This is a genomic window from Paenibacillus sp. PL91, assembly GCF_012935325.2.
Lineage (GTDB): Bacteria > Bacillota > Bacilli > Paenibacillales > Paenibacillaceae > Pristimantibacillus.
The window spans coordinates 1-24777 of sequence record NZ_JABBYG020000017.1 but is presented as its reverse complement, the minus strand read 5'-3'; the positions used below and the strand labels follow the sequence as shown (position 1 = coordinate 24777).

Sequence of the window (24777 nt, the reverse complement as noted above, 5' to 3'; positions counted from 1 at the left end):
CAAATCATGATTACGACAGCAATATTATGTACCTGCGGAATAGCGATTGGATTATGGCTTGGCGGTTGGATTAATTCGTTCTCAAAGCGCTATACAACCGAGGGGATTGATACATATACTCCAGTACTGCCGGTGAGGATCTTAGCTGCATTGGCTTTCTGCCTTATTGCAGCATTTGTGAAGGTATCAATAGAGTGGGTAATTGCCCTGCCTTTCGTCGCTGCGCTCCTTACAGCATCGGTTTGCGATTGGCGTCATATGATAATACCAGATAAGATTATTATTCCTGGTATATTCTTAGTAGCATGTCTTCGGATTTTTATTAGCCCGCTTCCCTATTGGGATTATGCACTTGCTGCATTTCTTGGCGGGATGATATTCTTTTGTTTTAAACTAATTGGGAGACTACTAGTGAAAGAAGATGTCGTAGGAGATGGTGATATTAAACTCCTACTATTAACAGGTTTTGTACTTGGATTGAAACTCACACTTTTGTCATTCCTCGTATTCTGTTTCGTCGGTACTCTCATTGGAATTTATCAAATAGTAAAAAATCGCAAATACAATGAAACCATTTTACCTTTCGGCCCAGTTATCTCCGGTGCTACGTATATCAGTTATATATGGGGGTCTGACTTTATTAGAGGTGCTTACACCCATCTTTTATATTAAAGCTGCCGCTTATCGCTATAAGTACAATTCTTTTCTTATTGCTCCCGTATAAATGGATTGAGGTAACAAATGTAAAAATAAAATAAACCATTAGACTGAGAAAATAAAGTTATAGACTACAATATCCTATGTACGCTTAGGGAGAAAGGATCTGGAAATTCATGAATAAGTTTTCAACATATAATCAATCGGTGATCTATTGGAAACAATATCAGAAGTTTTTTCCTGAAGAAATGCAGATAAATGAAAACCATTTACCAACAGAAGAATGGATGACTTGGAACAATGTTTATATACATCTGGATCGTATGCCTGTTCCGCATGCAAAATTAAAAATTGTTTTCATTCATGGTGCTGGTGGCAATGGCAGATTGTTGGCACCTTATGCACGAATACTGCAAAAATACGGTTATGAAGTAGTGTCACCGGATCTACCGCCTTATGGTTTAAGTTATTTAAATTCGGTAAAATTATTGGATTATCAGCTTTGGATTGACATACTTATTGAATTGATTGATCAGGAATTGAAACAGGACGGCAAACCTATTATCTTACTAGGCACCAGTATAGGAGGCATGTTAGCTTATCACACCGCTGTACAAAGTAAGCGAGTCAAAGGGTTAATTGCAACGACATTTGTTGATACGAGTGATTCGAAAGTTCGTGATCAGTTAGCACCTAACAAACTCACTAGTCGGTTAGGAAAATTTTTAATGGACAAATTTCCTTTTTTATTAGATTCCTTGCATATCTCTGTTAATAATGTATCTCGGATGAAATTGATTACAAACAACGTCGAAATGACCAAACTCATTATGAATGATGCTCATGCGGCAGGCACGAAAATCCCTTTACGCTTATTAAGAACGTTCTTAAATATGAAACCGTTAATAAAACCTGAGAATTTTGATGTTTGTCCGGTATTACTCGTTCATCCTCAGTTAGACCCTATGACTCCTTATAGCTTCAGTAAACCGTTTTTTGAAAATATAAAATGTAAAAAAGAATGTGTAGTTTTAGAGGGTGCTGGTCATTTTCCGATTGAACAACAGGGGCTGGAGCAGATGAATGTTGCTGTGCTTTCTTTTTTGAAAACAGTAGAGAATGAATTATAAGTAGCATAGACACCAGCTAAAGTGCTGGCCATTAACGATTGTGTTAAAAACCAGTCTAACACATTATTTTCGTGTTTTTGACTGGTTTTTGCTTATTAAGATCGAATAGTCTAATACTTATTTTTCAACGGCAAACGATTTTCTCGCATAAAAAGCGCGTCAAATCAACATCGTGAGTCTAATACTTTATTTTTATTGGACACGTGGCATCTACAAGGATAAATAAAGTCACATTTAATATATCAACCAGCTGCATATCTGTTTTATATTTTAGTGTATGGATAGTGTATCACTCCACAAGTCGATCCCCAATAAAATGCATTCTCTTAATTACCTTCCCTTCCTTACTTTTGTCATAACTATAGTATTCTTTTTGTGGGTCGGCATCTGACCAAATTATTGATGCAATCAGATCATGCTTATGATGTTCTATCCGATCTGTATCCATGTAGCTTTCATCAGGCTGCCAGTCTCTTGGAAAATCCTCATTTTCCCTATAGAAGTTCATATAAAAAATCCCATTTTTCCCTTCTATTACTTTAATTTGGCCTTCAACTGGATGATCCTTATTGTATTTTTCAACTAATTCTTTCAATTGCATTAAATCTTTCGGTGGATTTAGAATCATATAGTGCTTTCTAACAGTCACCATTTCTTCATCCTTTTTACCAAAGACCTCTTCTGTATTGGCAATTTCGAAAATCTTTGTATCCTCGCTTGATTCCTTATTCATTGCACATCCAATTAAGTATGATGAAATTAAGAATATACCAATAATTAAAACTAGAATTTTTAAATTAACTTTAATCACAATTCCCCCTCGAAATGGTATATCCATTTCAATTAAAGTAACAAAGGGCTTATATTTCCCATCATATTTATCATAATGCTGTAAGACAAATCAGGCACGAAATCCTGCTAAGTTGACAAACATCTTCTCAACATCTGGCTGATCTAACCCAAAATGATCATATAAGTGAACATTCATGACACCTTTAAAGTGATTGTTCTCTACTGAAAAATCTTTTACTGATACGGTATTCCCCCAAGTATCATTTACTGTAATTGTAAGTCCATATATTATCACTCGGAGTGCTATACGTCGGGTAAGAAGCTTCCTGCTGAATATAATGATAAAATTCATTTACATTCTTTGTATTGTATCAAACTGAAGTGCTGCCAAGCTACCTCCATTTTTCTCTAGCTCATTAACTAATGCATTTTTAACAAATTCAACATAGGATTTTGTTGTCTCATACTCTCGGTCTTCATTTGTTAAAGTCTTGTTGCTAAACTCTGTACCAGTTCCATCTTCAAAATGATCAATCATATCTAAAACAACATTTTCCTTATCTCCCGTAGAAGAGATTTTTTCAAGCCTCGGCAGCTGTTTTTTTTATGTGTCTTATTAAGCTATTGTTACCCGTTAGCTTAACGAAGGACCGTGTCCTTAGGTCTTCAAACTGCCCTGATGAATGTTTCTTTAGCCCGGACAACGAGCGATGAATACAAATTCTAGTCCAGGACGATCTGGTGCATCTCGAATATCCTCGACAAGGAAATTAGTGAAGCATAAGGATTCAATAATTTCGGACTGACTCCGGAACCTTAGTGTCGAGTCCGAGCTTATTACTGCCCCGTCTCTTTGGAACACGAATGTCTGACGGAACGTAACTAAGGGCAGTTGCACATCCAGCAGATCCACCCACTTCTCTACCTTTCCGATTTCTGGCACTTCAATTACCTGATAGGTCTGGTCGCGGTTCCAGTCCTTCCACGCCGCCTTTGAAGGATCCCGGACCTCGAATACAAGCCGTCCTCCACCAGGTCGAAGAATACCACGACAAATACGAAGTGTTGACATCCAATCTTCATCAGTTACAAAGACTTGTGCGGCGTTTCCGGTCATCGTCACTAGATCTGCTTGCATTCCAGCGAGCATTGGAGCCGTTCCATGAATCCATTTGACCCGATCTGCATCAGCCTTACGGCATGCAACTTTGAGTGAGGCAGCGGCTGGGTCGATCCCAATGACTTCCTTACTTAGTGCAGCAAGTCGACAAGCAAGGATTCCGGTTCCGCAACCAATATCAATTACGGATTTAGCACCGAATTCGTCTGTCATTGCAATGTACGGGTCAAGATCTGGACGTTCAGCTGAATCAAAAAAATCGTAAACATCTACAAGTCTCGACTCTTCAAATATCCTATCAGCCATGTCTATGTACCATCCCTTATATTATTTTAGAAATCCTCTCCGTGTTCATCTCAATGTAAATTGTAATCGCTTATTCAGAATTGCTAAAGGGTTGAGTTTAATTATATTTAACGATACTTCCCTTTACTTCAATAAAAACGGCAGCTGATCATCCTTCGATCGGCTGCCGTTGTGCTGTTCTGAACTAACGTTCCCCGTTAGTTTAACAAAAAAATAAGTGTTAATTTCGACTCTTCTCGGTGTTCTTTTCTACCTTTTTGGCTAAAAGACATATCTCATTTCTAAGCGATTGTACTTCATCTTCAACCTCACGAACAAACCTTATTAAGGTGTAACCAATTATGCTTAGTATGAGACCTAATATCGGAAATATAACTCTTTTCGTAGTAATCGACATAAACACGCTATCTGGAGTATCCGATGAAAATGATTTGGGAATGTATTGCCATAACCCAAGACCAATCAACAAAATCCCTGCGACAATCATTAAATACGAAAATGTTTTAGTCATATTGAAATACAATTAAGGCACACCTCCAAAACATAATCTAAGTCTTTATTTTCTCAGTATCAACTTTATTTTTAGTATACTTTATTTTTTTTCAACACTCTCTTGAAACAACGTTTCCAACCTGCAAATCTTTACACTAAACGCCCTCTATGGAGAATCACTTTTCTCTTAAATACTCTCGTTTTCTCAGAATTTCGACCAGATTACTTCTTATGAGTTAACTGATCTTTTCTTTATGACATGGCTACGAACTAAAATGGTTAGGGATATGATGTTGCCGGATTATGCGAATAATGCTAACAATGAGATAGATTGTGCAGCTGAGTAATGATTTAATGAAATTTTTAAGTCAAAATGATATCAAATCGGAAATACATGTTCAGTAATTTTTTTGTTAAAATATTATGGTAATTTTAAATTTATTTTCATTAAATCCTTCAATTGGGCATTAATCTGAATATGAAAATCGAAATTTCGTAGCATCCTTGACTAAAATAACGGTAAACGATAATTGAACAACAACATCGGCAGTCTAAGACTTTATTTATCAAGTCTTGTTCTGTCGCTGCTTTATTTATTGGACCCAGTCTAAAACTTATTTTTAAGAAGCTGATGATTTTTTAATTCATAAACGTTGTTAACTCAACGACACTAGTCTAATACTTTATTTTCACAGAACAGCCACCGGTACAACTATGGAAACACATCCTCTCAAAAGTGCTACGCCGTGGTCGCTCCAGCACATTGAAGTCCCTATTCTCAAATATATTTTGAGAGATTTGTCCAAAATTACACTTTTTAATGTCTAATATTCCGATTATTTGACCATACTAGTGATAGAGGTGAATGGTCATGCTTGGAATCAGAAAAAAACGTACGCCTTTGGGAGAGTGGCTCGATAAAAAAGGCATCCTCCAAGAATGGATCGTGAAAGAAGCAAAGCTGAATAAATTTACAATAAGCAAATTAGCGAATAAAACGGATCTCATGCCAAGTGGGCGAACCATGAAGAAAATCTTACAAGCTGTTCGGAAAATTGATCCGAACATTAAGCAAGACGATTTTTGGAGAATGTAAGCATTATTGGTTTAACACCTGTTCGATGTCGGTCATGGAGCAGGTCAGGGTGTATGTAGAAGGAAACATGAGCCACATTTCAAGGACATAATATTTAAGTTTAAAAGCGCTTTCAAAAGGAGTTGTTCACATGTTCAACCCTCAAGAATGGACAAAACTATTCATGACTATTCAAGGAAAGTCTAAGATTATCTACATCAACGAACATACGGGACTATGTAAACTACGAGCTACCTTTACTAAAGAGCAGCAAATGGCGCTAGATCTTAAAAGAGTGAATACAGGCGGTCCGTTATTACAGAATAGAGGTGAATAACATCATACAAAAGAAGACGATCGTAGAGAAAATAAAAACAACTATCATTCATAACCGTCAGAATTTTCTTCTATGGGTAAGAACGGGAGATAATAGATACCTAAATCTGATCAATAAGAAAGCCTAAGGGTCAGTCCCATTTAAACGGCACCCTATTTTTCAGTTTAAATTAATATAGATTTTACTGACAGTACGTTATTAATCTATTCCATCTAATAGCTTAACGCCCAGCAGTATAACTGTACAAAATCCATTATTTTGTGAAGATGTAAAAAAGGAGCTGCCGCGGCAGCTCCTTTTTTGACAAAAGCCAAATCTTAGGCCCTACAAGAATGTTTAGCGTAATAACTGTAATTAGCAAACTTAATCGAATTCTCTCGGGTGTTTCTTAAACTTACTTTGGCATTGGTTGCATCAGATGACACTGAACTTCATTTACAGCCCACCAGTAACAGGGGTATACGATCCGGTAATAAAACGCGAATCGTCGCTTGCCAGGAACGAAATAACACCTGCAATATCATCAGGTTCCGCCACACGCCTCAGTGGTGTGAAGCTGCTAATGGTTTGTTTCTCTTCTTCTGACAAAAAGGCAGTCGCGTCGGTTTGCACTAATCCAGGTGCAACCACGTTGGCTGATATCCCTTGTGGACCGAATTCTTGGGCAATGTAGTCGGAAAAAGTATTCAGCCCTCCTTTTGCCGTTCCGTGAGCGATCATGTAAGGCGATGGATCCTTACCTAAACTGCTGGATACAAAAATGATACGTCCGAATTTTTGTTCGATCATGGACGGAATAACGGATTTAGTCGTCACGAATGCTGCTTTTAGTTCATCGTTTAATTTCTGAGAGAACTCCTCCCAATTCATTTCGGCAAATGGCTTCGCAGTGAAACTCATATTCGCGTTGCATATCAATATATCAATTCTCCCAAAAGCTTCTAAAACAGTATCTACGAGCTTTGCAAATTGGTCTGAATCACGAACATCCGCCCGGAGTGCAATGGCTTCTCTGCCGCTGGATCGAATATCGGATACCACTGCTTCAGCAGCATCTTGATTTTTTAAATAATTGACTACGACTTTCGCACCACGCAGGGCCAATAATTTTGATGTAGCACATCCAATTCCTCTAGCGCCGCCGGTAACGATAACAACTTTCCCCTGTAGATTCATATTATTCTTCCTTTCATCCTAATAATTAATTTCGAATGATCTAATGTAAGAAGCTCGAGCTTCTTGACAATATTTCGGATTGTATTAGCGAAGTCGACCAAAAAAATTTCGGATGTCATTAACTAAAAGATCAGGTGCTTCCATTGCCGCAAAGTGACCACCGCGATCGAATTCCGACCAGTGCACGACGTTATGCTCGCGTTCGACAATACCTCTGATCGAGATGTCTTTCGGAAAAACCGCTACACCGGTAGGGACCGTAGAGCGCTGAGCAGGCATGCCCCAGGACTTCGCTTCCTCTTTATAAATCCGTGCCGATGACCCTGCCGTTCCGGTCAACCAATACAATGTGACATTTGTTAGCAAGTGGTCGAGATCAACGGCATCTTCCGGAAGATTTGCTATAGGGTCTGTCCATTCCTTGAACTTCTCAACTATCCAAGCAAGCTGACCGACGGGCGAGTCAGTCAGGCCATAGGCAAGCGTCTGGGGTCGTGTAGATTGTATAATCGCATACCCCGTTGTCTCATAGCTTTGTCCAGTCAACGTATCGTAGCGCGCTCGCTCGATTTCTGTTAAATCAAGCGATTCTGAGGGATCTCCGGACGGGAATGTTGTAAGCCCGTTTGCATGTATCCCAATGACAGAGTCTGGTGCAAATCGTCCAAGCTCTGGAGAGACCATTGATCCGGTGTCTCCACCTTGTGCGCCGTAACGTTCATAACCTAGTCGACGCATCAGTTCAGCCCAAGCTCTGGCTACTCGACCAATGTTCCACCCTACCTCGGTTGTCGGTCCAGAAAAGCCAAAGCCGGGTAGCGAAGGTATAACGACATGGAAAGCGTCTTCCGGGTTACCGCCATGAGCACGGGGATCGGTGAGCGGTCCTATAATGTTCATGAACTCTACGATTGAACCCGGCCAACCATGTGTGATGATCAGTGGCATTGCTTCAGGTTCTGGTGAACGAACATGCAGAAAGTGTATGTTCTGTCCGTCAATGGTGGTGGTGAACTGCGGGAATTTGTTAAGAAATTTCTCGTGTTTGCGCCAGTCATATTTGGATCTCCAGTATTCCGCCAGTTCCTTGAGGTAATCAACGGGAATACCATAGTCCCAGCTTACACCGGCCAAAGCATCCGGCCAGCGGGTGCGGGTTAAACGGTCTCGCAATTCATCAAGGTCAGCCTGCGGAACATCGATGCGGAAAGGCTTGATCTCAGTGCTCTGGTTGGCACTGCGCACACATTGTTGTTCTGAAAGAGTCATTTTGGAAAGCCTCCTCAAATATCTTTGTATTTTCTTGTGACTGATTGATGTGTTCTCTCTATTTAAACTCATAATAAACCAGCCTTGTTGACAACTGTGTGTCAACGATCGATATAAAGTTTTGATATCTCCAAAGCACTTTTCCGCACCTTTTCAGCAATATGCAGGGGTTCAAGAATGAACAAATCCGTTCTAAAATGAAGTAAAAAGCCGATTAACCAGTCGTTATCCGGGTATCGGACCCGAACGATAAGCGAACCATCGGGTTGCCGTTCAATTTCTTCCGAATCAAAATGATCTTCCGCTGGAACCTTAGCCGGTCCTGTAAATCTAAGCACCAGATCGACCATCTTGGAATCACGCTGCGGACCCCAATTTTCATTCAACTCAGACAGCGTCACTATTCGGCGCTGGAACGTATCCTCAAGAATGAGTAGATTACGGATCCGAGAAAGCCTGAACATGCGGTAATCATCTCGGTTTAAGCAATAACCGTGAAGATACCATGTGTAGCCTTTGAGCACCAGCCCCATTGGTTCAATACAACGTTCTGTTTCTCCCCCTTGTCCGTTGGTATATGTAAAATGGATCAGTCTTTTATCACTTACGGCTTTATGCAAAGTGTCATACTTGTTTCGTTCTGAAGAACTGCTTTTCCACGGATTTAAGTCTATGATGACCTGATCAGCACCAGCCATACGACCTTGTTCTGCCTTCGCAACCAATGCGCCAACTTTATCGAGCAGCCCATCCAAATTTTGGTTGCTAAATGCCTGTGTAGATTGAAGGCCTCGCAAAGCTGTAGAGAGGGCAATAAGCTCATCAAATGAAAGCATTTGCCGATCCAATCGAAAGTTTTCCATGATTTCGAATCCGCCTTCCGCTCCCGTGTACGAAACAATAGGAATTCCTGCTAGATTCAATGATTCCAAATCGCGATAAATCGTACGCAATGAAACCTCCAGACGATCAGCCAATTCTTGGGCCTGTACGCGTTTACGGTTTAATAAAAGGATAGTAATGGCCATAAGTCGCTCAAGTTTCACTGTTGTCCCCCCCATTCAGAACATGTTGTTACGGTTTCATTTTCAAAGTACTGGTTAATCAAATGTTTCAGTTCCACGAACACGATGCTTTAACTCCTGCGGGTAATTAGGCTCTTACTTGCATAATAAACTTTCATTGTAGACAATAGTCTGTCAGGATTAGAAAGTTCACCAGTGTTTTGTTGCTTTTTTTTGAAACCACAAATTCAGATCATCTTAAATGATCAATCCCCAGTTAATAAAACCGGGCTATAATACATCTACGCTTGATTGGCTTATTCCGTTATCCTGCCTTTTAGCTTTGACCATACCCGCTCGCACCGGGGATATTTATTTACAGGAGTCTCACGGAAACGGAAGGCTCTGCAAATAAAAAGAGTCGAAACAAATAGAGGCCGCCGGATTGATCCCCGGCAGCACCTTACGTCCTTATACCTTAACTAATACTTCATAACATCCGTTCTGAGCAACTCATCAGCAGCTCCACTTCGGAAGGCGACGGCTTTCGCAACTGCAAATCCATCTCCGGCATTCTATTCGACACGTCCTTCCGTTACGCACGTCTTCAATTAGACGCGTAAGTTCATCATAGCGGATTCTCAGAGCTCACCGCGCAAGGCGCGCCGGCGATCATGCAGCACCAGCAGAATGATCATCCCCATTATCACACCCAGGACGATGCCGGCTTCCGTGGTTAGCATCCGTGCCAGCGGGTACTCCGGGGTGGGCCGCGCATCGGGGCGAATGGCGGTCAAGAGGTCGTAGGTATTGTAAGAGAACAGCATTCCCGACGAGATCCATGCCACTGCCATGGGAGGCAGGAACCTCCGCGACCCGCGGCGGGTGGTTAGCACCAGCAGGCCCCACGCCCCCGCGAAGGCCCACATGCCGACACTCAACGTCAGCAAGCGCCACCACACATCACGGTCATCCAGCATGACCGGGTCGATGCCGAGGGTGCCGCCCACCGCCCAGAACACCTTGATGACGCCGATCAGGATGCAGCCGGCTGCGATGAGCCTGCCCAGGGTGATCTGCAGCTGCCAGGTGTGTCCCGGCAGCTCCCCGCAGTCGATCGGACCGTCCAGCGCCTCAGGCCACCGCGCCTTGACGTACCCTGCCAAAGCGAGCGGCAGGCAAATTCCGACCCCGACCAGAGAGACCATAACGAAGATCTGCTCGTAGACCCAGAAGTCAGCGGCGCCTGCTTCCTTGTCCCGGGTCATGGCAGCGGGACCAAGCACCGGTGCCAGCAACAGCATGGGAACGAGAAGACCGGTACCCACCCACACGGGCAGAGCCACCAGCCACGCGGGCAGCCGTTCACCCCACGGCCTACAGAACGCCATCGCCAGCATGATGCCGACCGCGGCGAGAACCGCGGTAGCTGCGTTGATCGCTCGCCAACTGGCGTCGCCCATTTGCTCGGTCGGAAGGAAGAGCCCGAAAGTCCAGGCGAGTTTGATGAGCAGATACGGCGTCACCGCTATGGTGGCGCCATAACCACAGATTCTACGCATCTTCATCAATCGCGAGCTTTGCAAGGGTGAACTATTATTGGTTATTATTTTGTTCAAATTATATATCACTACTTTCTGATGAGTTTTTCTGGTTACTTTCGGCCACAGTGCCTGCACGAGCGGCGTCTTCGGAGGTAGTAGGCAAATGTTGCCGCACCCAGTGAAATGCCCCAAGGAAGCCAGAACAATCCAGGTCCTAACTCTCCCCAATCCTCACGAGTTACGGAGCCATCCTGAAACCAATGGATCCAAAGCTTAAGACCAGAAATGATTGCCATGACTGAGGCAAGCGTTGCAGGAATGGCTGCGAACAAGATAGGAACCCGTTTGCCGGCAAGGAACAAACACCAGCGAGGAAAAATCTCGCCCCATCGCTGAATGAGTCCCAGTGTGAGGATTGCACCGCCGATGGGCAGTATTCCCAAGACGGCCACGATCAAACTTTCGGTAAGAGTCTGCGTATTGATCCCTGTCGGATCGCTTAATCCTATTGGGATACCGGCAGCCCAAGCCAAACGAACAAGCCCATAAGGTAGCGCTGTAACGACTGCAATATAAGTAACCCATTTCCCCCATTTGGCCGCCGCGATCGACGAAGTCCCCTGACCTGCGTCCGTCCTTCCGCAGTTCATGCATGCTTCCCGGGTGCGGCGCTGATAGGTCAATGCCATTGCCCCCCATAAGAATCCACCGGTTATGCATAGGATCTGATTCACTACAGGCCAATCGAAGAGGTCAAAATGCAGCATAAACGCGTAAGCAAAATTTTGCAGCACCCGGACATCAGGAACCAAGACGATAAGCGCTGCACTCGCCGACCATGCGAAAGCGAGCAGAACAACCCGAACAATCCGATGCCTCCACTGCCGCATCATCGCCATTGCAACTGCAGTTCCAATTAATCCCGTAATAATGATTGCCGCTCCGCCAGTGTCTGCTCTAAGATCAGCCAAGAATGACCCCATCATATGTCCGCGAGGATCGTTCTCCCCGAAGGGAAAACCAGCTCCCCCCATAACCCAATACGATCCGAGCACACCATAGATCAGTGACCAGACCACCACCGCAAACTGGATCCAGTTCGGATGGCGTGAAAGCCATGAAGTCCGTTCTGGCGGCAATGTATCATCCGTTAGCGGATTGTCGTAGGACTTCCGTGAAATCTGTGATATATCATTCATTTGCAAACCAGCTCCTCATCGAGGTGAAATGGTAATCCATCACCCTGCGTTATCTTGATGATACATGAGAGAAGTTGGTTTGGAACGCGTCTGCAGGTCTGTTCAAACACACGTCCAGAGGCCTGTTTGTGAACGGGGTTCGATAAGGTTGTGATCCATAACGCTAGTGAAGCGATTTAATATGGAGAAAAAGGATAGCGTGTTATCAGACAAGATGAATATGAGTGATTCAGAGAAAGAGCGATGATTGAGTGAAGAGGAGCAATTCAAGAAAGAATTTTAAAAATCTTTATCCTATGGGGCGAATAGGCTGTGGAGTGATGCGTACAGAGACGTAGAGTGGAAGAAGCAGCAGCCGTTGCGCTTCTCAATCCGGGCCCATGAGCCCTTTTTCCCAAGCAAAAACGGCAGCTTTGGTACGGTCCAGCATATGCAGCTTGCTTAATATATTACTTACATGACCTTTAACTGTTTTCTCGCTGATGATCAATTGCGCGGCAATTTCGGCATTCGTAAGACCGCCTGCGATGAGACGTAGCACTTCGAGCTCGCGTTCGCTCAGCTCGGCGAACGGGCTGGAAGCAGCTTGCTTCGTGACGCGAATCTCCTGGACAACTCGCGCGGCTACTCGTGGATGCATCATTGATTCGCCGTTTACAGCTCTGCGTACCGTCTCAACCAATTGGCCGGGGTCAATATCTTTGAGTACGTAGGAGAGCGCTCCGGCTCGAAGAGCGGGAAAGATGTGCTGATCCTCGTGAAACGAAGTCAGCACGATCACTTGCGACCTTGGACTGACTTGTTTCACGCGCCGCGTAGCCTCTACGCCATCGATATCGGGCATCACCAGATCCATGAGCACAATATCGGGCACAAGCTCGGCTGCCATTGGTACGGCATTCTCTCCCGAGTCGGCTTCACCGACAACCTGACAATCGGGCTGGATCGTGAACAGAGCCCGCAAGCCTTGTCTTACAATTGCATGATCATCGACAATCAGAATCGTGATAGGTCCCATCTTTTCCATTCTAATCACTCCTTATGAAGGAAATTTAAAGAATCCACTCTCATTATTTCAAATCATTACGATCTTGAATCTCTGTTTGCAGGCAACGTACCGTTATGATCGTGCCGCATCCCTTCTCGCTCCGGATATCGATATGACCCCCCAGAGCCTGTACCCGCTCACGCATGGAGGAGAGCCCGATACCGTGCCGATCTATGTCTCTGATATCAAAACCACAACCATTATCACTGATGGATAACGTCACATGCTCGCCGCATGCCAGACTGAGCTTGACAGTGCTTGCACCGCTGTGACGGGCAGCATTGGACAACGCCTCCTGCGTTATACGGAAGAAGGCTTCTTCAATGTCCGGTGACACCATGTGTTCGCCATTTACTTCTAAATCTGCGAAAATCCCCGTTTGCCCCTGCCAGACATGCACATAATCTTCAAGGGCACGCGACAGATCCTTCCCTTCCATAGCAACCGGTCGCAATTCCAATATCAGTGCGCTCAGTTCCCGCTGGGTGTGACTGATCAAATTCTCCGCCTCTGATAAATGCGAACGAGCGGCATTCTCATCCTGTCCGATCAAGGATTTCCCGGTATTCACCCAAATTGAGATTGCAAACATCTGCTGCTTGATGCTATCGTGCAGCTCCCGGGCTAGACGATTGCGCTCCTCCATCGTTGCCAGATCCTGACGTGTCCTAAGCAGCTGTTTAAGCTGCTTCGCCATTTGATTGAGCCGATTGATCAGCTGTCCCAACTCGTCACCGGAAGGATCGTTAATGAAAATGCTGAAATCACCTTTACTCCATCGATTCGCCGAGGTCAATATCCTTTGAATCCGACGCACAAGACTTCGTGAAGTGACAATGCCGAAAGCGACACCGACAATCACTGCCCCAATAAAGAAGCCTAACAGACTAATACCAAAAAATTGAAAAGCAAGGGGGATAAAATCCCGGAAATTTTGGAAAGAAAAACGCACATGCTCCGCTTTAACCACCAACGCTCCTCTAATCGCCTTTTTATTGGCTATCGGAGCAACAATAAAGACGGATTCCTTTTCCTTATACGTGTATGTCGTTATCATTTCAGCTGCGGAGGGCTCAAGTGACAATGCTGTCCGTATATGTTGCTGGACATCGGCAGGCAGCCCCAGTCCCGTCTCATCTCCAGTAAACTGTTCTCCTGCCACGGCGATCAGTCGACCGTTAGGATCAACAACAGCAGAATATCCCTGAAATTCAGTTCCCATTTCCAAAGGCCAATCTTTCAAAGCTTGAAATAGTTTTTCTTGGTTAATGAATGGTCCACTGAAATTTGCAGCTGTATTTTGTGCTACTGAGCCCACCTGTCTTGCAAGCATTTGATTTGTATTATAATTGATAAAACCGTAGTAACCTAGGACGACTATCATTTCGAGCAGGAGCATGACAACAATCGTTGTGAGAATATAATATAGGGTTAATTTCCACTGCAATCGACGGAATCGCTGTGAATAATGGGATAGCGCTCTCATCTTTTATTCCTTCCATTAGTAGGTTAAGATAATAATATGTTGTGTGAGTTTCAAAAATTTGCTCAATATGATGTACATCATGCTGAATGTCGTGTTTAAGAGCATCGATTATGCACCATCTTTCACCTCTTCCTCATTTTGTTCCGTATCCAGTTCTATCGCTCCTTTGTACTCGAAACAGAGTCCGTTTATCTTTTTATACTTCGCTCAGTATTGGCGCTATCCTGCCCATTCGCTAAATAAAAAGGAGCAGCTCGTTGTGGCAAACTGCTCCTGGATCGCTGAACTAACGTTTCCCGATAGCTTAATGACAAGGGAGTAGTTGCCGTAGCACTTCCTTTTATCGTTCTCCACTTAGTTTTCCTCTTGTAGAGCCTATCTATAAAACGAATTAATATATGAATTATTGTAATAACAGATGCCATCTGTATAGACTTTATAAAGCTAAAATGGAATCCATTTCACCTTAATTCGTGGCTCTTTCCGTCTGCTGCAGCCGCAGTTGAAGTAGTCCGAGCACGACCGCGAGTGCGAGAAATACGGCGAAGAATCGGAAACCGACGTTCAAAGCATGGATAAGAGCGTCTTTCGAATTACCCAATCCTACAGCTTCAGTCCCGGATAAAAGCTGAGAAGCAACTTCGGATTTGACGACCAACTGCACAACTGCCAACGCAAGCGCCTGACTAATTGCTCGGCACATATTGTATACGGTCCAGAACATGCCGGATGCAGAACCAGCTTGCTCTTGCGGAGCGGCCGACAGCACTGTTTTTGCAAGCGATGGCCAGGAAAGTCCCGTAGCGGCGGAAATGATCATAAGCGGGATAATGACCGCTATGATCGATAGTTGTGAACCGAGCTGCCCGAGCATCAGGAGCGAGATTCCGATTAGAAGCGACCCGAACAAAATCATTCTGGCGGGGCCGATACGGTCCGCCAGAATACCACCGAATGGAGCTGTGAACAGCTGGGGAACAGATAGCGGTATTAGCATGAGTCCCGATTCCAATGGGCTGAGATTGTGAACACCTTGCAAATATAACGTCAGTAATATGGTGACAGCGAAGTAACCGATGCAGTAACTCATCGTGATACCAAGTCCAATCGAATAGTTTCGATAAGCGAAGAGGCTCAGATGAAACAAAGGGTACCGAGCCTTCATTTCAATGAATACGAATGCACTCCAAAGCACCACCACTGTTACGAACAGCACCAGCGTCCTTATCGATGCCCATCCCCATGCCTGACCCTCAGACAAGACGATAAGCAGGGTGGTCAGACCTGCACTGAACGTCAACATACCGGGCCAATCAGTCTTGGCCTTCTCGCCCTCAAAACTATCTTTCAGAAAGAGAATGCCAACGGCCAAACCGATGATACCGAACGGAACAACGGAATAGAACATGGATCGCCATCCAAATTCGCCGATTAGTGCGCCCCCGACAACTGGACCGATGAGTGAGCCAGTCACCCATGCAATATTGTTGATACCGAGAGCGACTCCGAGTTCATTGGGTGGAAAAGCCCGTATCAAAATCGGAGTGGATGACGCCATCGCCATTGCAGCACCGCTACCTTGTAGCAGCCGAGCCACAATCAACGCTTCTCCGGACCCTGCCATACCGCAAAGTGCGGTAGCAAGCGTAAACAAAACGATTCCCCCTAGAAAAATGCGTTTCGTTCCGTAAATATCCGACCATCGGCCGGAAGGAAGCAGAAATACGGTGCTTGTGATATAGAACGAAGTAATCGTCCACATCCCAGTATCGATCGAAAGTCGCAACTCCCGCATTAGCTGGGGTAAACCAGTGACCACGATCGTCGCGTCCAGATTGGTAATGAATGACACAAGTGTAACCACGAATAATACGGACCATTTGCCGGGCTGCATGATTTTCATCATTCTAACTTCTCCTCAGCGGCCCATTTCTTCTCATGGCCTAGCAGCCATTCCTTTCGTGATATGCCTCCCCCATAACCGCCTAAATCGCCATTTGAGTTGATTACACGGTGGCATGGAATCACAATCGCCAGCTGATTGGTACCATTCGCTTGTGCAACGGCGCGATAAGCGTTAGGCTTTCCAATCTCCTTGGCAATATCAGCATATGATGCTGTTTGGCCCGATGGGATCTTCCGCAATTGTTCCCAGACTTTCTCTTGAAAAGGCGACCCCAACAGCATCAACGGCGTGTTGAATTCCGTTAACTTGCCTTCAAAATAATCACTCAGTTCATTTTCAATCGAACAGATCGGCAACGTGTTACCCGGAATAACCGCAGCTCTTGTCCTTCGTCTAAGTTGTTCGACCTCACGTTCGAGTCCTCTACGGTCTATGAATTCAAGCAAATAAAGCGCTTCTTCATCAGCTATAGCAATCATAGGGCCAAGCTGCGTATCCAGCCACGATGCCTTCAAAATCTGTTGTTTGCCCAATTGGGCAGGTGCTGCCCCCATAATACGAGAGAATGCATCTCTGAAGCCGCTGCCGGATTCGTAGCCAGCGGAAAGCTGGGCTTCGATGACCGCGTCGCCTGCCCGAATATGCTTCAGGGCAATTCCCATCCGTCGGGCTCTTGCATATTCAACAAATGTCATACCGAACCGCTTCTTGAACTGACGACGCGCCGTTGATGCATCCACGGAAAGTTTTCGGAAGTCTTCTTCTGTCCACCGCCGTTCTGGATTTTCTTCCACCGCGTTGACGAGATTTCGAACTAGTTCAGATACATGATTAGGATGAGATAATGGGCGGCAGCGCTGGCACGGACGAAAAGATGCCAGAAGGGCTTCCTTGGCCGTTTCGTAAAATTCGCAGTTTTCAAATTTGGGCTTTCTTGCCGGACATGTCGGACGGCAGAATACACCAGTTGTCTTGACACCGACATAGAAGATGCCCTCATATTCGGATTTTTTATCGATAAGCGCCTGGTAATACTCTCGTTTTTTATCGGACGGTATCAATCTGCTCCTCCTTTCATCATGCAGTTTCGTATTGAATTGATGTCCTTACGGAACACAATTATGATTATATCGCTCCCGGAAAATAGCACCGCCGAAAATCGAGCATTGATTTTTTTACTCTCGCTTTGACTAGTTAGTTGGAGGATAGATGGCCTATACATATCAAACAAATGAGAGATTTTGTAGGTCCACAAAGTAAACTATAATTGTAAATCCAGAATAAAAAGTCATCACGTAATTATTCGCATACTTACTGGGGATAGGATGTACTGCGAAATCGTCAACCTATTTTCAATGTCCATGTCCCATTAATACGATAATATTCCAAGATTGTTCTACTTCTTGCATTTGACTTAATGAAAATAAGGAGCAGTCTGCCACGCGGCAAACTGCTCCTTGGTTCTTTCGAGGGAGTTCAATCCTATCTATAATGAACTTGAAGTATGTCAGCATCCACCTCTTGGTATCATTCCCGTTTTAGTGGAATGATCAAGCCTTAATATATGATGCGGCTTCCTGCTGTCTGTAACAGCCGTTTTGATTACAGACGAAATACAGAGAACGATTGTTTAGTTTCAAATCTTGCAATGCAGCGCGTTTGCCATCAGACTCAGAGGGATTGCAGGAATCGCTTGATTGCTTGGCAGCCTGCCTCGACTAGGGGTTCAACGCGCTGCGTCGCCTCATCCGGCAAGAAGTCACTAATCCAAACGAATCGTACTCCTTCAGCAGTCGGGAGCAGCTGCATGGACGCGCTGTGATGGGTGAAGTCGCCGTTCACTACAGTATAGGCTAGGCGGCACGTCTCCTCATCTAGGCTTACAAGTCGCTCCTGGACAATGTATCCGTTGTCGAAGGTCACAGTTCGCTGGCCCGAGGCCTCCTGGCAATTTACAAGGACGCCAGCGAATAGTCTAGCAGCGTTTCCGAAGTCCCGAAGCTGGGCCCAAGCTCTATCAAGACTGCAATCAATTTCGAGTTCACGATGGATAGTTGCCATAGTTCTTCCCTCCCAATATACCGCCGTTATTACCTCGTGTGTCGAGTACGGCGATTCAAAGTTAATCCTTCCAAGTGATGAAGTGTTCTAATACAAACGAAGGCACCTAGCACAACTTTCTTGAATTTTTAATATCGAAATCCCTTGCAAAATCAAGAGTTCTATCCATACACCCACTGGCAGCCTTAAGCGTTTATTTGTCCAATTATTGTCATGCTGTCCATGAGCCTTGCAATTTACGGATGAAAATGATTTGCCCAGTATGGTAGATGTCGTGAGAGACAAGATCCGATACCCACTGATAAATAGTGGTACCATCCAATTCTTTCTGTAGTTCTTGATCGCCCATAGTTACAAGTATCTCACGAATGTGTGCATGTACATTTTTCAATTTCGCTTCTGTTTCCTGCCAGTCTCGCTCCATTGTAATACTGGCATTCGTATTAAAGCTTGTATCTGTGGATGGGGCATTTCCTGAACCAGTAATGCGGGACAGCAGCGTTGCCTTGTAGAAAATGATATGGTTGACCAATTCCTGAATCGTATTCATTTCTTTTCCATCTGTTCTCAAGCATGCCTGCGAAGCTGTTAGCCCTTGTAGTCCGCGTTCAAGCGGAGGGTACCAGCCACTCTCCTTATCAAAGCAAGAATCCCATGCGCTTACCAATTTCTCCGTTGTCATCATATCGAATTTGCCTCCAATTTGTTGAAGTTGACAGATACATCGCAATAACAGGAGTTGAAAAGATACAGATCTGTCTCTATTTGGTCATATTACAATCGTTTCATATTTTTGTCAAACTCATTACAATTGCTATTTGTCTAAGAAATTGACGACACTTTACCTTTTGTAATATAATTTAAAGATACAGAACTGTACTTTTTGAACTGTGTGCCTACATTAAATAGAATGACGGTGATTACATGCCAAGAAAGTCAGTGAAGAATCAAATTCTTCAAGTGGCATCGGATTTGTTTTATAGAGAGGGTATCCGCGCAGTCGGAATTGATCGCATTATTCTTGAATCAGGCGTTGCCAAAGCTAGTTTCTATCGTAATTACGCATCAAAGGATGAATTGGTTGCGGCATACCTGGAGTATCAACAGGATTTAAATGCAAAGGATTTGGAGGAAGTTCAGCTTCAGTTTCCGGATTCAAGCTCCTTGCAATTACATGCATTAATCGACAAATTCGTTAAGAAGATGAAAACACCGGGATATCGGGGTTGTCCTTTTGTAAATACAGTAGTAGAATTTCCGGACTCTTTCCATGACAATCATGTAAATGCGGTGAAAGGCACTGAAGAAAACTGGAAAGCCATTGAGAAAATAGCTGAGAAGGCCGGTGCTGCCCGTCCATTCGAGTTAGTAGAACTATTACGTATGTTATGCAATGGAGCCGTTATGCTATCTTATATACATCAGTCTGAATTTAACCCTGATAATTTTTCCAGAGCGGCACATACGCTCGTTGATTCTCACCTGTTCGGTTGGGCTCTAACTAGAAAGGATGATTAAATTGCAATATCTTTTCGATATTCATCCAAACAACCGTTGTGTGCGTGAATTATGCGAAAATGATCCTTTACTAGACAGGCTGGTAAATCGGATCGGACACATTCGCATCTCAAGTCAGCAAGATGGTTTTACTTACCTGACGAGATCGTTGGTTGGGCAACAGCTTTCTGCCAAAGCTGCTGAAACGATTTTTCGCCGGGTAGAACTTGTATGTGGAACTATAACGCCAGATACTATCATTGTCACAAAAGAGGAACTCTTGCGCTCAGCGGGACTATCCAAGAACAAGCTTAGCTATATCCGGAACGTCGCCGAATGGGCAAAAGAAGGCATGCTTGACTTTCAAGTGTTTGACGAACTGGATGACGAGGAAGTCGTTCGTTTATTAACCTCAATAAAGGGAGTGGGCCAGTGGACTGCGGAGATGTTTCTCATTTTTTACTTGGGAAGACAAGATGTTATATCTTTCGGGGACAGGGGACTTAATCGTGCTGCAGATTGGCTTTATGCTACAGAAGAGAGCGATGGAACATCTCAATTGCAACGTAAACATGTCGAATGGAAGCCTTATTCTTCAATCGTTTCACTCTACCTGTGGGAAGCAATTAATACCGGCTTGATTCAGACTGAACCATTAATAAAGATAAACCTCGACACCCAAATCACTTTTACTGAAAAATAGTCGTTAAAAAGTTAAATCATATTTATCTTATTGAGGCATTCTGATGGCTCTCCCCCTTAATACATGATGGCTCTATTTCTCGCTCATTAACCAACTCTGCTGCATTGAAATATACATTTAGCAGCCGGAACGTTGAAAGAATTGCATACGGATTTTCTTACCGGCTCTAAACTTATTAAACGCTTTTGCGTCCTTTTAACACTCTCCTCCCTCTTTGGAAAATCACTTTTCTCTTTAATGCTCACGTTTTCTTAAAATATTGTCCTAGTTTGCTCATTGCAGATAACATTTCAGTGGAACGAAGTTGTAGATGAAGATTTATGGGACTGGTAAAAGTACGAAAAAGTATCCATTTAAACCTCACTCTGTAAAAAGTGGTTACTCCGGTAAAGTATGGTTGCACCTTTGGATCTCCAAATAGACTCATGGCGGTCAACCCTCTCACATCTCGCAGAGTCGACGCTCCCACATTCCTTCATTCAACCTATCCATGAGGTAGAGTATGCTTCCCAGCAGGACCTTCGTCCATAAGGATAGTGCCGTTCCGACTCATCCGTGCTTCTTGTTATCTAGTCTTTTACTTAGGTCATGTTCATTGGAAAGCGTTCAGTTACATCGAGGATAGAATGCTTTTTTTCGAATGCACATGGTGTCAAAAAAATAAAGTATTAGACTGAAAAATAAAGTATTAGACTAAGAAAATAAAGTATTAGACTCAGCGCGTCGCTGCAACGACGGCCAGCAGCTGCTCGATGCTTCTCATTCTAATACTTTATTATCTGGTTCGATTCTTTTTGAGGACTCACTCGATGCCACAGTCTATAACCTATTTCTCAAAACCTGGCGATTTTCAAAACCGAAAACCGCGTCAAATCAACAACTCCGGTCTAATACTTTATTTTATCTATACAAGAAGGCATTATTATCAAAAAAAAACCCGCTATCCATTTTGGTCAAGCCCCAATATTGTAGACAATGAAAAAAGCCCTATGAAATGAACTGTTAAATGACAAAGCGGCAGACCAAATTCTGGTCTGCCCTTCATTGATTGAACTATCGTACCCGTTAACGTAATAACAGCTGCTTCCACAGCAGCCGTTTCGAGTATCATTTCCATTATCTTAGTATGTATTGATTTAACTCTTCTAAATCATCAATAATTACGTCGGCATCAACACTGCTAGAAGATACTGTATCATTTCGTTTCCAAGCTGCCTTCATACCAACAGCTCGACTCGCTCTTATATCGTTTTCAGGATGGTCCCCTACAAAAAGAGCTTCGCTTGCTTCCACTCCGAGTTTAGACAATGCTCTAATAAAAATTGCTGGGTCAGGCTTACGCAATCCTTCCCATTCCGATATAAGTACTTCATCGAATAAATGACTGATATCCAGTGATTTAAAATTATCATACTGGAATTGTCCATAACCATTAGAAAGGAGTGCTATCTTTACGCCGCTGTGCCTTAGCTCTGTAAGCATATTCATCAAATTCGGAAAGCCTACACAATGCCTTTGAAACCCATTCAAATAATCATTTAGAAGTTCTGTCCATTCTACTCCCAGAATAGAGAACTCATCAATAAGCTGCTGATAAACTTTATCTTTCCAAACGTATCCGTGATTATCGAGCTCTATGAAACGTTGCACAAAAACATCTTTATCAATAACTTGAAATTGCGAATATCGGTCATATTGCTCACGAACGAATAAGGCAAGAGAAGTATCACGGTCTAGTAATGTACCGTCTAAATCAAAGAGCACCGCTTTAATACTCAAAAGACTCAGTCCCTCCAATAACTTTTATTTAGGTATTCGCTGGAACCATTCGTAATCCTTGTTAATTGTTAAGCTATACTGCCCGTTACTTCAATCAAACAACACATTGAAAGGAAACGTTTATAAAAAAAAGAACCCGCTAAGCAACGGGCCGCGGGTTCAAGTCTATATATTAAAAAGGGGGTCAAGATCTATATTACCGTGAAAACATTAACAGGAGATAAAACGAAAGTTACAATTGGATTACATTTGAAGCCCCTATATACTCGCTTATTTAATGGGAGTAGTGAGCTCTTGTACCCGTTAGTTGAACAAAGTTTGGGGAATTAATCCTTATTTCGAAGCCCATTGAAATGATTTATTGTAGATTTCAAATCATGAACATCATGCAAATCAACTATTTTACGAAGTTTCATGCTCCAGCAATTTAAACTCAAGGAATCACATAACATCCTACATATACGTAATGCTTCACTTACACTACCCTCTTCTTTAAAAATATTAGTTCTGACAGATATCTCCTCAGCCTTTTCAGCTTCGGTGCCTGTATTTAGTTCAATTTCAACTTTGTACATCAATCATTATAGAGAAAATAACACGCATCATTAAATGAATTCCAAGATTTCAATGTTGGGTCATTCTTTATATAAGCTGAGTTTTCGAGCAATTCTACTGTTTGGACAATATCGAAATTATTCTGCCCAACAAACTCCATTCCATCTACCGTCAAGGTTGGTACATTTCCAATTGGATATAGAATAAACTGATAATCCCATATTGCCGTAATAATCACCTCCGAATAAGGATGGTAAACACTTTACTGATCATTAATTCAAGATAATTTCCACGTTATCCTGCCCGTTAGCGTAACGACGAAAGGCTGCCATGCGGCAGCCCTTTTGATATTCAACTATCGTACCCGTTAGTTGAACAAAGTTTGGGGAATTAATCCTTATTTCGAAGCCCATTGAAATGATTTATTGTAGATTTCAAATCATGAACATCATGCAAATCAACTATTTTACGAAGTTTCATGCTCCAGCAATTTAAACTCAAGGAATCACATAACATCCTACATATACGTAATGCTTCACTTACACTACCCTCTTCTTTAAAAATATTAGTTCTGACAGATATCTCCTCAGCCTTTTCAGCTTCGGTGCCTGTATTTAGTTCAATTTCAACTTTGTACATCAATCATTATAGAGAAAATAACACGCATCATTAAATGAATTCCAAGATTTCAATGTTGGGTCATTCTTTATATAAGCTGAGTTTTCGAGCAATTCTACTGTTTGGACAATATCGAAATTATTCTGCCCAACAAACTCCATTCCATCTACCGTCAAGGTTGGTACATTTCCAATTGGATATAGAATAAACTGATAATCCCATATTGCCGTAATAATCACCTCCGAATAAGGATGGTAAACACTTTACTGATCATTAATTCAAGATAATTTCCACGTTATCCTGCCCGTTAGCGTAATGAAGAAGCCGATCATTGTGGTCGGCTGCTTCCGTGTTTTTATTGAACTATCGTTTCCCGTTAGCGTAAAGGGCTTTCTTTGGATGGATCAGGGTACGTTATTATCACTGAGTCTGCAATCTCAACTAATTTTCAGGTGAAACTTTTTCTGCAGCCCGATGATCCACACTTAAAATGTAATGCCACCCTGCTTTTTCAAATGACAAAAAATCGAAGGCATTATTACCAAGAGTTCCGTAAAAAGCGTTACTGTTATCTTTAAGTTTGTATATTTTTATTACAATATTTTTCGGAGGGAATTTTTTATTATTACTATATGGGGTAGTACCAGCGAAGCTGTCACCAAGTGCCAACCATTATAATTCTCCTCTCATAGCCCTTTTTAGCTTAGAAGGCTCCCGATCTGTGCCGGCAGCCTTCTCTTGATGTTTTATTTGGGTCCCGCCAACATTACACGGAAATATACGCTAAGCCTTTCAAATGTGACCGGCTTAGCGTTTTTTCTTAACTCTAAGCGAAAAGAATTCTTGACGGATCTCAGCCTAGAAATAACTGCGATATAATTCTCTGCGCCGCTCACCTCGTAGCTGGGCATATATTTGAGTGGTGGATGCTTTTTCGTGACCGAGCGGGGCGCATCCTTCTGCCTGCCAATTGCTTATGCAAATCGCACACCCATAATCCCAGTGACCAAACCGACAATAATG

23 protein-coding genes are annotated in these 24777 nt (G+C 43.2%); 5 read left to right on the top strand and 18 right to left on the bottom strand.

Annotated features, from left to right (window positions below; translation table 11 throughout):
* Nucleotides 1–6 precede the first annotated feature (6 nt).
* Together HI950_RS27550 and HI950_RS27545 are read left to right on the top strand one after the other, a co-directional pair.
* A complete protein-coding gene (locus HI950_RS27550; RefSeq protein WP_169088645.1) occupies nucleotides 7–672 on the top strand; it encodes a prepilin peptidase in 666 nt (221 codons plus the stop codon).
* A 161-nt stretch (nucleotides 673–833) separates the two neighbouring features.
* A complete protein-coding gene (locus tag HI950_RS27545; protein ID WP_169088647.1) occupies nucleotides 834–1787 on the top strand; it encodes an alpha/beta hydrolase in 954 nt (317 codons plus the stop codon).
* A 289-nt stretch (nucleotides 1788–2076) separates the two neighbouring features.
* On the opposite strand, the gene HI950_RS27540 is transcribed toward HI950_RS27545, so the two are convergent.
* From HI950_RS27540 to HI950_RS27525, 4 genes are all read right to left on the bottom strand, one after another.
* Nucleotides 2077–2598: a hypothetical protein gene (locus HI950_RS27540; RefSeq protein ID WP_169088649.1), complete on the bottom strand. Its 522-nt coding sequence runs from the start codon at nucleotides 2596–2598 to the stop codon at nucleotides 2077–2079.
* 90 nt (nucleotides 2599–2688) lie between these two features.
* Entirely contained in the window at nucleotides 2689–2931 is a 243-nt protein-coding gene (locus tag HI950_RS37110; protein WP_169088651.1) for a DUF3289 family protein, read from the bottom strand.
* The gene (locus HI950_RS27530) at nucleotides 2932–3117 is read right to left on the bottom strand and encodes a hypothetical protein (RefSeq protein ID WP_169088653.1); all 186 of its coding nucleotides are present in this window, start codon (nucleotides 3115–3117) and stop codon (nucleotides 2932–2934) included. It abuts the gene before it with no gap.
* A 153-nt stretch (nucleotides 3118–3270) separates the two neighbouring features.
* Nucleotides 3271–4005 (bottom strand): class I SAM-dependent methyltransferase, encoded by a 735-nt coding sequence (locus tag HI950_RS27525; protein WP_169088655.1) that lies wholly within the window; start codon nucleotides 4003–4005, stop codon nucleotides 3271–3273.
* A gap of 1363 nt (nucleotides 4006–5368) precedes the next feature.
* Here HI950_RS27525 and HI950_RS27520 point away from each other — a divergent pair.
* Nucleotides 5369–5593: a transcriptional regulator gene (locus tag HI950_RS27520; RefSeq protein ID WP_169088657.1), complete on the top strand. Its 225-nt coding sequence runs from the start codon at nucleotides 5369–5371 to the stop codon at nucleotides 5591–5593.
* A 751-nt stretch (nucleotides 5594–6344) separates the two neighbouring features.
* Here the strand turns inward: HI950_RS27520 and HI950_RS27515 are convergent.
* From HI950_RS27515 to HI950_RS27465, 12 genes are all read right to left on the bottom strand, one after another.
* Nucleotides 6345–7085 (bottom strand): SDR family NAD(P)-dependent oxidoreductase, encoded by a 741-nt coding sequence (locus HI950_RS27515; protein WP_169088659.1) that lies wholly within the window; start codon nucleotides 7083–7085, stop codon nucleotides 6345–6347.
* A gap of 84 nt (nucleotides 7086–7169) precedes the next feature.
* Nucleotides 7170–8354, bottom strand: a complete 1185-nt coding sequence (locus HI950_RS27510; RefSeq protein WP_169088661.1) for an epoxide hydrolase family protein — start codon at nucleotides 8352–8354, stop codon at nucleotides 7170–7172.
* 101 nt (nucleotides 8355–8455) lie between these two features.
* Entirely contained in the window at nucleotides 8456–9400 is a 945-nt protein-coding gene (locus HI950_RS27505; RefSeq protein ID WP_169088663.1) for a helix-turn-helix transcriptional regulator, read from the bottom strand.
* Between the two features lie 599 nt (nucleotides 9401–9999).
* Complete coding sequence (locus HI950_RS27500; RefSeq protein WP_169088706.1) at nucleotides 10000–10920, bottom strand: hypothetical protein; 921 nt, start codon at nucleotides 10918–10920, stop codon at nucleotides 10000–10002.
* Between the two features lie 92 nt (nucleotides 10921–11012).
* Complete coding sequence (locus tag HI950_RS27495; protein WP_223285539.1) at nucleotides 11013–12101, bottom strand: hypothetical protein; 1089 nt, start codon at nucleotides 12099–12101, stop codon at nucleotides 11013–11015.
* Nucleotides 12102–12468: 367 nt separating this feature from the next.
* Nucleotides 12469–13128: a response regulator gene (locus tag HI950_RS27490; RefSeq protein WP_169088665.1), complete on the bottom strand. Its 660-nt coding sequence runs from the start codon at nucleotides 13126–13128 to the stop codon at nucleotides 12469–12471.
* Nucleotides 13129–13171: 43 nt separating this feature from the next.
* A complete protein-coding gene (locus tag HI950_RS27485) occupies nucleotides 13172–14635 on the bottom strand; it encodes a sensor histidine kinase (protein ID WP_169088667.1) in 1464 nt (487 codons plus the stop codon).
* A 219-nt stretch (nucleotides 14636–14854) separates the two neighbouring features.
* Nucleotides 14855–14989, bottom strand: a complete 135-nt coding sequence (locus HI950_RS36510) for a hypothetical protein (RefSeq protein ID WP_262985730.1) — start codon at nucleotides 14987–14989, stop codon at nucleotides 14855–14857.
* Nucleotides 14990–15101: 112 nt separating this feature from the next.
* Complete coding sequence (locus HI950_RS27480) at nucleotides 15102–16541, bottom strand: MFS transporter (protein WP_169088669.1); 1440 nt, start codon at nucleotides 16539–16541, stop codon at nucleotides 15102–15104.
* A complete protein-coding gene (locus HI950_RS27475) occupies nucleotides 16538–17602 on the bottom strand; it encodes a bifunctional transcriptional activator/DNA repair enzyme AdaA (protein ID WP_169088672.1) in 1065 nt (354 codons plus the stop codon). The genes HI950_RS27480 and HI950_RS27475 overlap by 4 nt, the downstream gene beginning before the upstream one ends.
* A 610-nt stretch (nucleotides 17603–18212) precedes the next feature.
* The gene (locus tag HI950_RS27470) at nucleotides 18213–18602 is read right to left on the bottom strand and encodes an SRPBCC family protein (RefSeq protein ID WP_169088674.1); all 390 of its coding nucleotides are present in this window, start codon (nucleotides 18600–18602) and stop codon (nucleotides 18213–18215) included.
* A gap of 211 nt (nucleotides 18603–18813) precedes the next feature.
* On the bottom strand, nucleotides 18814–19287 hold the full coding sequence (locus HI950_RS27465; RefSeq protein WP_169088676.1) for a DinB family protein: 474 nt from the start codon (nucleotides 19285–19287) through the stop codon (nucleotides 18814–18816).
* Nucleotides 19288–19526: 239 nt separating this feature from the next.
* Here HI950_RS27465 and HI950_RS27460 point away from each other — a divergent pair, with 239 nt between their 5' ends.
* Together HI950_RS27460 and HI950_RS27455 are read left to right on the top strand one after the other, a co-directional pair.
* A complete protein-coding gene (locus HI950_RS27460; RefSeq protein ID WP_169088678.1) occupies nucleotides 19527–20120 on the top strand; it encodes a TetR/AcrR family transcriptional regulator in 594 nt (197 codons plus the stop codon).
* A gap of 1 nt (nucleotide 20121) precedes the next feature.
* Nucleotides 20122–20802 carry a DNA-3-methyladenine glycosylase family protein gene (locus HI950_RS27455; RefSeq protein WP_169088680.1) on the top strand — a complete coding sequence of 227 codons (681 nt, stop codon included), beginning with the start codon at nucleotides 20122–20124 and terminating at the stop codon, nucleotides 20800–20802.
* Between the two features lie 1116 nt (nucleotides 20803–21918).
* On the opposite strand, the gene HI950_RS27450 is transcribed toward HI950_RS27455, so the two are convergent.
* Nucleotides 21919–22581, bottom strand: coding sequence for an HAD family hydrolase (locus HI950_RS27450; RefSeq protein WP_169088682.1), 663 nt, complete (start codon nucleotides 22579–22581; stop codon nucleotides 21919–21921).
* Nucleotides 22582–24195: 1614 nt separating this feature from the next.
* Nucleotides 24196–24423 carry a hypothetical protein gene (locus HI950_RS27445; RefSeq protein ID WP_169088686.1) on the bottom strand — a complete coding sequence of 76 codons (228 nt, stop codon included), beginning with the start codon at nucleotides 24421–24423 and terminating at the stop codon, nucleotides 24196–24198.
* Between the last annotated feature and the right edge of the window lie 354 nt (nucleotides 24424–24777).

Bases quoted from the DNA above. Each gene is read 5' to 3' on its own strand.
- HI950_RS37110 (WP_169088651.1), bottom strand. From the start codon at position 2,931: ATGAATTTTATCATTATATTCAGCAGGAAGCTTCTTACCCGACGTATA.
- HI950_RS27550 (WP_169088645.1), top strand. From the start codon at position 7: ATGATTACGACAGCAATATTATGTACCTGCGGAATAGCGATTGGATTA.
- HI950_RS27500 (WP_169088706.1), bottom strand. From the start codon at position 10,920: ATGCGTAGAATCTGTGGTTATGGCGCCACCATAGCGGTGACGCCGTAT.
- HI950_RS27525 (WP_169088655.1), bottom strand. From the start codon at position 4,005: ATGGCTGATAGGATATTTGAAGAGTCGAGACTTGTAGATGTTTACGAT.
- HI950_RS27510 (WP_169088661.1), bottom strand. From the start codon at position 8,354: ATGACTCTTTCAGAACAACAATGTGTGCGCAGTGCCAACCAGAGCACT.
- HI950_RS27470 (WP_169088674.1), bottom strand. From the start codon at position 18,602: ATGGCAACTATCCATCGTGAACTCGAAATTGATTGCAGTCTTGATAGA.
- HI950_RS27490 (WP_169088665.1), bottom strand. From the start codon at position 13,128: ATGGAAAAGATGGGACCTATCACGATTCTGATTGTCGATGATCATGCA.
- HI950_RS27520 (WP_169088657.1), top strand. From the start codon at position 5,369: ATGCTTGGAATCAGAAAAAAACGTACGCCTTTGGGAGAGTGGCTCGAT.
- HI950_RS27460 (WP_169088678.1), top strand. From the start codon at position 19,527: ATGCCAAGAAAGTCAGTGAAGAATCAAATTCTTCAAGTGGCATCGGAT.
- HI950_RS27515 (WP_169088659.1), bottom strand. From the start codon at position 7,085: ATGAATCTACAGGGGAAAGTTGTTATCGTTACCGGCGGCGCTAGAGGA.
- HI950_RS27495 (WP_223285539.1), bottom strand. From the start codon at position 12,101: ATGAATGATATATCACAGATTTCACGGAAGTCCTACGACAATCCGCTA.
- HI950_RS27545 (WP_169088647.1), top strand. From the start codon at position 834: ATGAATAAGTTTTCAACATATAATCAATCGGTGATCTATTGGAAACAA.
- HI950_RS27465 (WP_169088676.1), bottom strand. From the start codon at position 19,287: ATGATGACAACGGAGAAATTGGTAAGCGCATGGGATTCTTGCTTTGAT.
- HI950_RS27530 (WP_169088653.1), bottom strand. From the start codon at position 3,117: ATGATTGATCATTTTGAAGATGGAACTGGTACAGAGTTTAGCAACAAG.
- HI950_RS27485 (WP_169088667.1), bottom strand. From the start codon at position 14,635: ATGAGAGCGCTATCCCATTATTCACAGCGATTCCGTCGATTGCAGTGG.
- HI950_RS27480 (WP_169088669.1), bottom strand. From the start codon at position 16,541: ATGATGAAAATCATGCAGCCCGGCAAATGGTCCGTATTATTCGTGGTT.